We start from the raw sequence: 6,000 nt of genomic DNA on the forward strand, positions 1-6,000 counted from the left end.
TCGGACTATACGCGCAGTGACGTATGTATCCTTCCAAAACCAACCGATCACGGTTGATTGACCGATTTGGCGGAATGGTCGCGATGATGTGCCGCGCGATGCCGCCATTGCGCAGTTCTCCGGGGGCGTGGGTGGGCATTCGTTGGTTTTGGGTGGCATGGGTGCGGAACGGCATTTGGGCGCGCCACACGGCCAATTCTGATTGGTATGGCTCATAGCTCCGATGGGTGCCTTGATGTCGCAGAATTCCGCGAAACTTTTTTCGCCGCACAACCTCCCCGCCACCGGGGGGCCTTTCGCCGAGTGCCCCCCTCTCGCGCGCGGGGAATGACCCCAAAAATAGTTGAGGCCAGTTTTCAGGTATGGCTCTCCAACCATACTTTTCCAATTCGCAAAGGCCCATACCTTTTTGTAATCAAGAAAAAAATCGAAGAAAGCTTTCGACTGCGTGCATGAGTTGAGGTAATATTGTACCACATAAAAGGATAAAAGGTTTGGCACAATGAAACCGAAGCGAACAACGTCGAAACGCAAGGGAAACTACAAGCCGGGGCCGGGGCGTCCGCCGGGGCGGAAGAACAACAAGACACTTGCGTTGGAGGAGGCGATGCGGGAAGCATCCGCCGCCATCGTGGACAATGAAATTGAGAATGAGTTCAACGGGGATGCCCATGCGTTCATACGCGCGGTCTATCAAGACCCCAACGTTCCGTTGGTCATCAGGCTTCAAGCAGCTGCCCGTGCTCTGCGCGTCGAGAAGCCTGCACTGTCTTCGACGAAAGCCACAGTTGACGATAAGAGCGGCTTGGCCGAACGGTTGGAGACAGCCCGGCAAAGGGTCAAGAGTAGGGAAGTTCAGGAAGCCTCTGGCAACTCGACAAAGCCGACTTACGAACACTGACGAGAATTTCAGTATTGCTCGCGTATGTGCTCCCTTAGCGTTACTTGAAGAAGTGCTGAAGCGAGCGTTTCAGAGTCTTTGCTGCCCGAAGCCGCGCCGCCAAGAGCAATCCCGGCTTGTCGCAATGTCGGTGCGATCTTCTTGGCAGCTTCTAGTTTTGGATTGGTGTAGTCTGCTCTAAGTCTCACACCATTCATCAATCCCACAAAGAGGCTTGCCGCATCGTATCCTTCGAAGAATTGGGCATGGGTGGCTGCACTCTTTGAGTTCACAGTTCCCGCAATTTCTAACATTCTGCGTGTGTCGTTCGGTGCCAGTGCATGGAAGACCCTGTGGAGGACTTCCTCACGCTGGGCATAAGACATCTTGTGGCCTTCGAATTTGATGTCGAGCCAAGCGAAAGTAAAACCCGTCGAATAGCCTACGACATATTCATCGGCCATGAAGCCATAGGGGTAAGCTATTTGCCCGGTTGATGTGTCGAGGTAGCTTGACGTAGCGAAGCCAAGCCTGAATGTATCAAGCATCTTGTTCGAGATGAATGCAGCAGCGTTTTTTCGTTTATTGAAGAACAATTGCGATAATCCAAACGACTAGAGTTGTGCTGCCAAGCGATCTGTGGTGCTCGGATTTAAGCCCGGTGTAGCGTAACCAAGCTGCTGCAGGGCTGCCTGGATGGGACGAGCGTTGATGTTCAACTTCCCATCTTGCTTCCAGATGGCAAGGCTCCTTTCGACAGCATCGGGGACATCAAGGCGGTTTTGAAAGAATTCGCCGACAATACAGAACGCTGTTTCTTGCGCGGTGAGACCAGCTCTCTTCCCTGCCTGTTGCATGTCTGAGCGCCAAGCTCCGTCAACCAACTTGGGATGGAAACCCATTGTCGCAAGAGCGGCATTGACCTTAACTGGATAGAAGAAAGACATCGCACACATTCCTCAAAATATCTACTTTTTAGATACTGAAAGCTGAACTGTACTTGGTGTCCCCGTCAAGGCGAGATGGGGCAGCCAGTGGAAAAAACTTTGCGTTCTGCGCGGCAGGTCGAGTTGGTGCGTTTCCTGACCGAGGCCCGTATCACTGCAGGACTGACGCAGTCTGAACTTGCTGAAAAGATTGGCGAACATCAGTCCTTCATCGCTCGACTTGAGAGCGGGCAGCGGCGAATTGATGTTGTTGAAGTTGTAGCGCTGGCGGAAGCCATCGGATTTGATCTTCATGCAATGATTGACCATGTGAAGGCTGCGCAAGGGTAGGGCGATTGCGCAGCCTTTGGGTATGGCTCAATGGGGCCGGGTGGTGTTAGTGCCCGTTCCTTTCCTATAGGAAAGGAACCAAGGCACCAACAATCCGATGGGTGGTTTGGGGTCATTTGGGCGTCGGCGATCCGGGGGACATGGGGAAGTACCGCGCCCCTTTTCCTTCGCCCTCTTTGCGGACTTTCCCAGTGTCTCGGAGCTTCTTCATAGCTTTGTTGAATTGGTTTTCTGTCCCGTACCCAGCACGAGTGAAAGCCATCTTCAGGTCTGTATTTGTCGCTCCATCTTGACTGAACTCGGTGGCTAGCAGGTTCAGAATCTTCGTTCCGTGGTCTGCAGGCTCCGTGGCTATGCCTTCAACGATGGGTCCAAGTACGAGTGAGGACTGGCCGTTGTAGAGCTGAACTTTCTCTAGGGCGATTGTCCGTGCTTTGAAAGGTTCTCCATCCTTGATCTTACTGCACTCAAGATGAACAGCTTTGCCTTGTAGGTGCTCGCTTTCCTCACAACGGATCATCAAGTCTGCTGCCCCGCGAAGAGTCCCAGATCCTCGTTCAACACCATCGCCTTTCCGGGTGTGATGGATCGCAACGACGGTAGCTTCAAACTCCGTTTTCAAGCGGTCGAGCGCTTCCACGGCCAGCCCCATGTCTTTTGCGTTGTTTTCATCTGCGCCAACCGTAACCCGAGCGAGAGTGTCGATTATGATGACGCCGGGGTTAAGGGAATGCTTTCGAATAGCATTGATGAAAGCAGTGACTTGCCGTTTGTCGCGGATATCGAATGCGCCGGGCATGAAACGTATTTTCTCAACAGTCTGGCCAAAGTGTTGCTCCACCGCTGCAATGCGCATCTTCAAGCCGCGCACACCTTCCGCAGCGACGTACAACACCTCTTTCTGAATTGTTTGCGTTTCGACCCAGCTTCGGCCCGAAGCAATGCTCATAGCCATTGAAAGCGCCACGAAGGTCTTTCCACAGCCGGGTGCACCAAAGATGATCGCCAAGCTCGTGTCCGGCAACATACCTTCAACTAGCCACTCAAGATCAGGCAGTTCTTGAACTTGTTGAGTGTTCAGGAATTCGAAGTCGCGAAGCTTAGCCATTGATCTGCTCCTCCGCGCCAAAAGTTGCGCCTCCGATGAAACGCTGAACATCAGACATGCGGAAGCGGGTCGAGCCGCCGATCTTCACAGGCTGCGGAAAGCCGGGCAGGGATTTGATGTGACGATAGATGCTGGCGCGGCTGATGCCGCCGAGGGCCTGCGAAGTTTCGTGGATGGTGAGTAGCTTTTCGTGGGCCATGAGAGCCTCCAATTGTTGACTGTGATCTGAGGCGAGCCGTGTTGGCTTGCGATGACCACAATCGAGTTTTGGAGGGCTGGGCGCTAAAGGCGCTATTAGGCCGAGTTTTGGGGAATTAATGCCTGATCGGGAGCAAGGGCGTCTCAACTCGGGATGGTGGAGTGAGATCCTTGCTAAGAAGTAGTTCGCCGAAGATCGTCGTGAACCGCCAAATGCGGAAACGCAGGTTTCAGACTACTGGTCTATTCAAACTCTTCTGTTCCGGCTGACACATGCCGTTCCTGCTCAATGACTGGACCAGCTCCGCGTATGTGCGGGTTACGCCAACTGATACCCCCTCCGCGATTCCGCATAAAATGACCTTGCACCCAATGAGCTCTGCGCATTCTTTTTTCGGTGTTATCGTCTGTTTTAGTCTCCAGCATCGCCGCCGCTTGGCGTTTGCCGAGTTCTCCGAGCGAAACCTTGACCACCCTTGTGTCTGGGAGCGGTTTACCCATTTTCTGCGCACGGCGACGCTCAGCTCGCGGGTACAACGGCACTTCTTCCGTTTCGAGCATCGCTTTGTGCTTGAACAAGACAGACATGCCCACAACCATGCCGAGGAAACGAAAGCAGGTGGGCTTTTCTTGTTCTATCAAAGCTTCGAGATCAATATTTTCCCCTGTTTCCTGCGTGAGCCCATATGTGGGTGTAAGCAAAACGTCTGCTTTCGTGCCCTGTGTCTTGAAGATCAATAGATTGGGAACGAAACCGTCCATACCTTCAAAGAACACTTGTGTGTAAAGCGTGTCTTCGTCTTGAGTGATCAACGCCAACGGGCGCATTCCCTCCGGTCCCGGAGTGATCGGTACAGTCAACAACATGGCTGGAAATGGGAGTTTGACATGGCTGAACATATCCTCCAGCCCGTCCTCCTCCATCTTGGCAGCGAGGTTGTAGAGCATGCTCTGTGCCGCCTCATCGAGCATATAGAACTGCGCGGCACTAAGAATCTCCGACTGTCGTTGCCCGTGGAATTCCAACGACTCTAGGAGATTCGAGGAAAGCGAGGAGGGGTCAACATTCTTCAGTTGGAAGAGGAGGGATGGGTAGTGCTCGTAGAATGTAAGCAGCTTAGAAAGCACCTAGATCCTCCTTTTTGGGCCTTTTAGTAAATCACTTGCCTATAGAGATCATGCGTTCAGAAATCGCTATACCAACAGGCTGGAGATCTTAGTACCCTTTTGCTGGAGGGCATGAACGGCCCATTCCGGGCATTCGTTCCAAGAGTGATGTTTCACTGACAGGGAATATTTGATAGCTTATCAGCTCTTCAGGTTCAGTAGGAGGTGCTAATGTTGGATGAGCGAGGCAGCGTAGAGCTTGTCGAAGAAACTGATGATCACGTTGATGTTTCGATCTCGCAGATGGCTCTGTGCGATCTGGATGGCTGTTGGTTGGTAGAAAAGGACTACAAGGTCAAAGGTGAGGTTTGGCGGGTGCACAAGTTCGATGCAGACCCGTTTCCTTCAAGCCCTCACGCTCACTGCGTTGGTGGTCGAGATCGATTTGTGGGGTTAAAGATGCACCTCGGAAACGCCGAACTGTTTCGAGGCCCGGAGACAACCGGAAGGTTTTTGGGTAAGAAGCAGTTCAACAGGTTAATAGATGCTATCCGCCCGAAGTTTCCGGACATCGAATTGCCGCTGGAAAACGTCTGAGTGCGGCCCATACCGGACACTCATCTTCGCGACCTGCGCTGCGGTGCAGCTTCTCAAAAGCAGCCATTCGATGAAGCGCAGCTTTCCCGCTACGTCAAAACAACTTTATGCACCTTAAAGCGGCTTCGCGGAATTCTCCCTCACCCGAAAGTAGGCCGTGCGTTGCCCATGCATTTCAAAATACCGTAGGTCCAATGTGGGCGTCTCATGCACGACCTGCCGCCAACTTTGGCATCCATATTTGGCAGGTAGTTGCTCAGGGTACCGTTTGACGATCCATTTGCCAGTCTCAGCTACAGGTGCCCAGCCATCGACAGCCAACGCACCGAATGCTTCTCGCAGGGCGCTCACTATGCCCGAGGCGTCCCAATTTACTGTACCATCGGCGGAAATCCCGTTGACAAATAGGTCTTTGCCCCTTTCCGACTGCAAGAACTCTAAGAGCGCTTGCCGCGCACTTTCCGTACCTTTTGCCCATTCCCGAAGTTGTGCGAACTGTTGGTCGATAAGGTTGTATGCTGTTACCAATGCATCTTGCGCGCCACGACATCCATCCGAGCTCGAGAGGTCGTGCTGGTCTATGAAGTGATGAACCAGTTTGTTCCTTAGAACTACCATCTCTCTCAGTTCGCTCTCGAACCGGGTGAACTCTGTGTCGGGCAAACCAAGGGATATCTGCATGGTGAACGAATTGACCTTCTCAGGAGTGATCCTCCCCCACTGAAGTGGTCCTCCGCTATGTTTAGGAAAACGGAGGAAACACATGGCCAACAAGCGACCGAAGCCGGAAGAGATTGTCACGAAGTTAAGGCAGGTTGAGGTTCTGACGGGGC

The 6,000-nt window shown here is 52.8% G+C and carries 9 protein-coding genes; 3 read left to right on the forward strand and 6 right to left on the reverse strand.

Annotated features, from left to right (window positions below):
- The first annotated feature begins 607 nt into the window (after positions 1 to 607).
- Positions 608 to 901 carry a hypothetical protein gene (locus MK745_RS12470; protein WP_243613631.1) on the forward strand — a complete coding sequence of 98 codons (294 nt, stop codon included), beginning with the start codon at positions 608 to 610 and terminating at the stop codon, positions 899 to 901.
- Positions 902 to 909: 8 nt separating this feature from the next.
- Here MK745_RS12470 and MK745_RS12475 read toward each other — a convergent pair whose 3' ends face one another.
- Positions 910 to 1,476, reverse strand: a complete 567-nt coding sequence (locus MK745_RS12475; protein ID WP_243613632.1) for a hypothetical protein — start codon at positions 1,474 to 1,476, stop codon at positions 910 to 912.
- 18 nt (positions 1,477 to 1,494) lie between these two features.
- Positions 1,495 to 1,827: a hypothetical protein gene (locus MK745_RS12480; protein ID WP_243613633.1), complete on the reverse strand. Its 333-nt coding sequence runs from the start codon at positions 1,825 to 1,827 to the stop codon at positions 1,495 to 1,497.
- A gap of 87 nt (positions 1,828 to 1,914) precedes the next feature.
- On the opposite strand from MK745_RS12480, the gene MK745_RS12485 reads away from it, so the two are divergent.
- Positions 1,915 to 2,157: a helix-turn-helix domain-containing protein gene (locus tag MK745_RS12485; protein ID WP_243613634.1), complete on the forward strand. Its 243-nt coding sequence runs from the start codon at positions 1,915 to 1,917 to the stop codon at positions 2,155 to 2,157.
- Positions 2,158 to 2,269: 112 nt separating this feature from the next.
- Here MK745_RS12485 and MK745_RS12490 read toward each other — a convergent pair whose 3' ends face one another.
- The 3 genes from MK745_RS12490 to MK745_RS12500 form a co-directional block, all read right to left on the reverse strand.
- Positions 2,270 to 3,265: an AAA family ATPase gene (locus MK745_RS12490; protein WP_243613635.1), complete on the reverse strand. Its 996-nt coding sequence runs from the start codon at positions 3,263 to 3,265 to the stop codon at positions 2,270 to 2,272.
- Entirely contained in the window at positions 3,258 to 3,464 is a 207-nt protein-coding gene (locus tag MK745_RS12495; protein ID WP_243613636.1) for a helix-turn-helix transcriptional regulator, read from the reverse strand. Before MK745_RS12495 ends, MK745_RS12490 begins: the two co-directional genes overlap by 8 nt.
- Before the next feature lie 242 nt (positions 3,465 to 3,706).
- On the reverse strand, positions 3,707 to 4,591 hold the full coding sequence (locus tag MK745_RS12500) for a hypothetical protein (RefSeq protein ID WP_243613637.1): 885 nt from the start codon (positions 4,589 to 4,591) through the stop codon (positions 3,707 to 3,709).
- Positions 4,592 to 4,801: 210 nt separating this feature from the next.
- On the opposite strand from MK745_RS12500, the gene MK745_RS12505 reads away from it, so the two are divergent.
- On the forward strand, positions 4,802 to 5,167 hold the full coding sequence (locus MK745_RS12505; protein WP_243613638.1) for a hypothetical protein: 366 nt from the start codon (positions 4,802 to 4,804) through the stop codon (positions 5,165 to 5,167).
- A gap of 114 nt (positions 5,168 to 5,281) precedes the next feature.
- Here the strand turns inward: MK745_RS12505 and MK745_RS12510 are convergent.
- The coding region (locus MK745_RS12510) for an OST-HTH/LOTUS domain-containing protein (RefSeq protein WP_243613639.1) at positions 5,282 to 6,000 on the reverse strand (719 nt) is incomplete at its 5' end.

Origin of the sequence: Shimia aestuarii (assembly GCF_022814865.1) — a bacterium.
Classification (GTDB): Bacteria; Pseudomonadota; Alphaproteobacteria; order Rhodobacterales; family Rhodobacteraceae; genus Shimia; species Shimia aestuarii_A.

Coding starts and splice junctions, on each gene's coding strand:
- MK745_RS12495 (WP_243613636.1), bottom strand. CDS start 3,464: ATGGCCCACGAAAAGCTACTCACCATCCACGAAACTTCGCAGGCCCTC.
- MK745_RS12480 (WP_243613633.1), bottom strand. CDS start 1,827: ATGTCTTTCTTCTATCCAGTTAAGGTCAATGCCGCTCTTGCGACAATG.
- MK745_RS12470 (WP_243613631.1), top strand. CDS start 608: ATGCGGGAAGCATCCGCCGCCATCGTGGACAATGAAATTGAGAATGAG.
- MK745_RS12490 (WP_243613635.1), bottom strand. CDS start 3,265: ATGGCTAAGCTTCGCGACTTCGAATTCCTGAACACTCAACAAGTTCAA.
- MK745_RS12505 (WP_243613638.1), top strand. CDS start 4,802: ATGTTGGATGAGCGAGGCAGCGTAGAGCTTGTCGAAGAAACTGATGAT.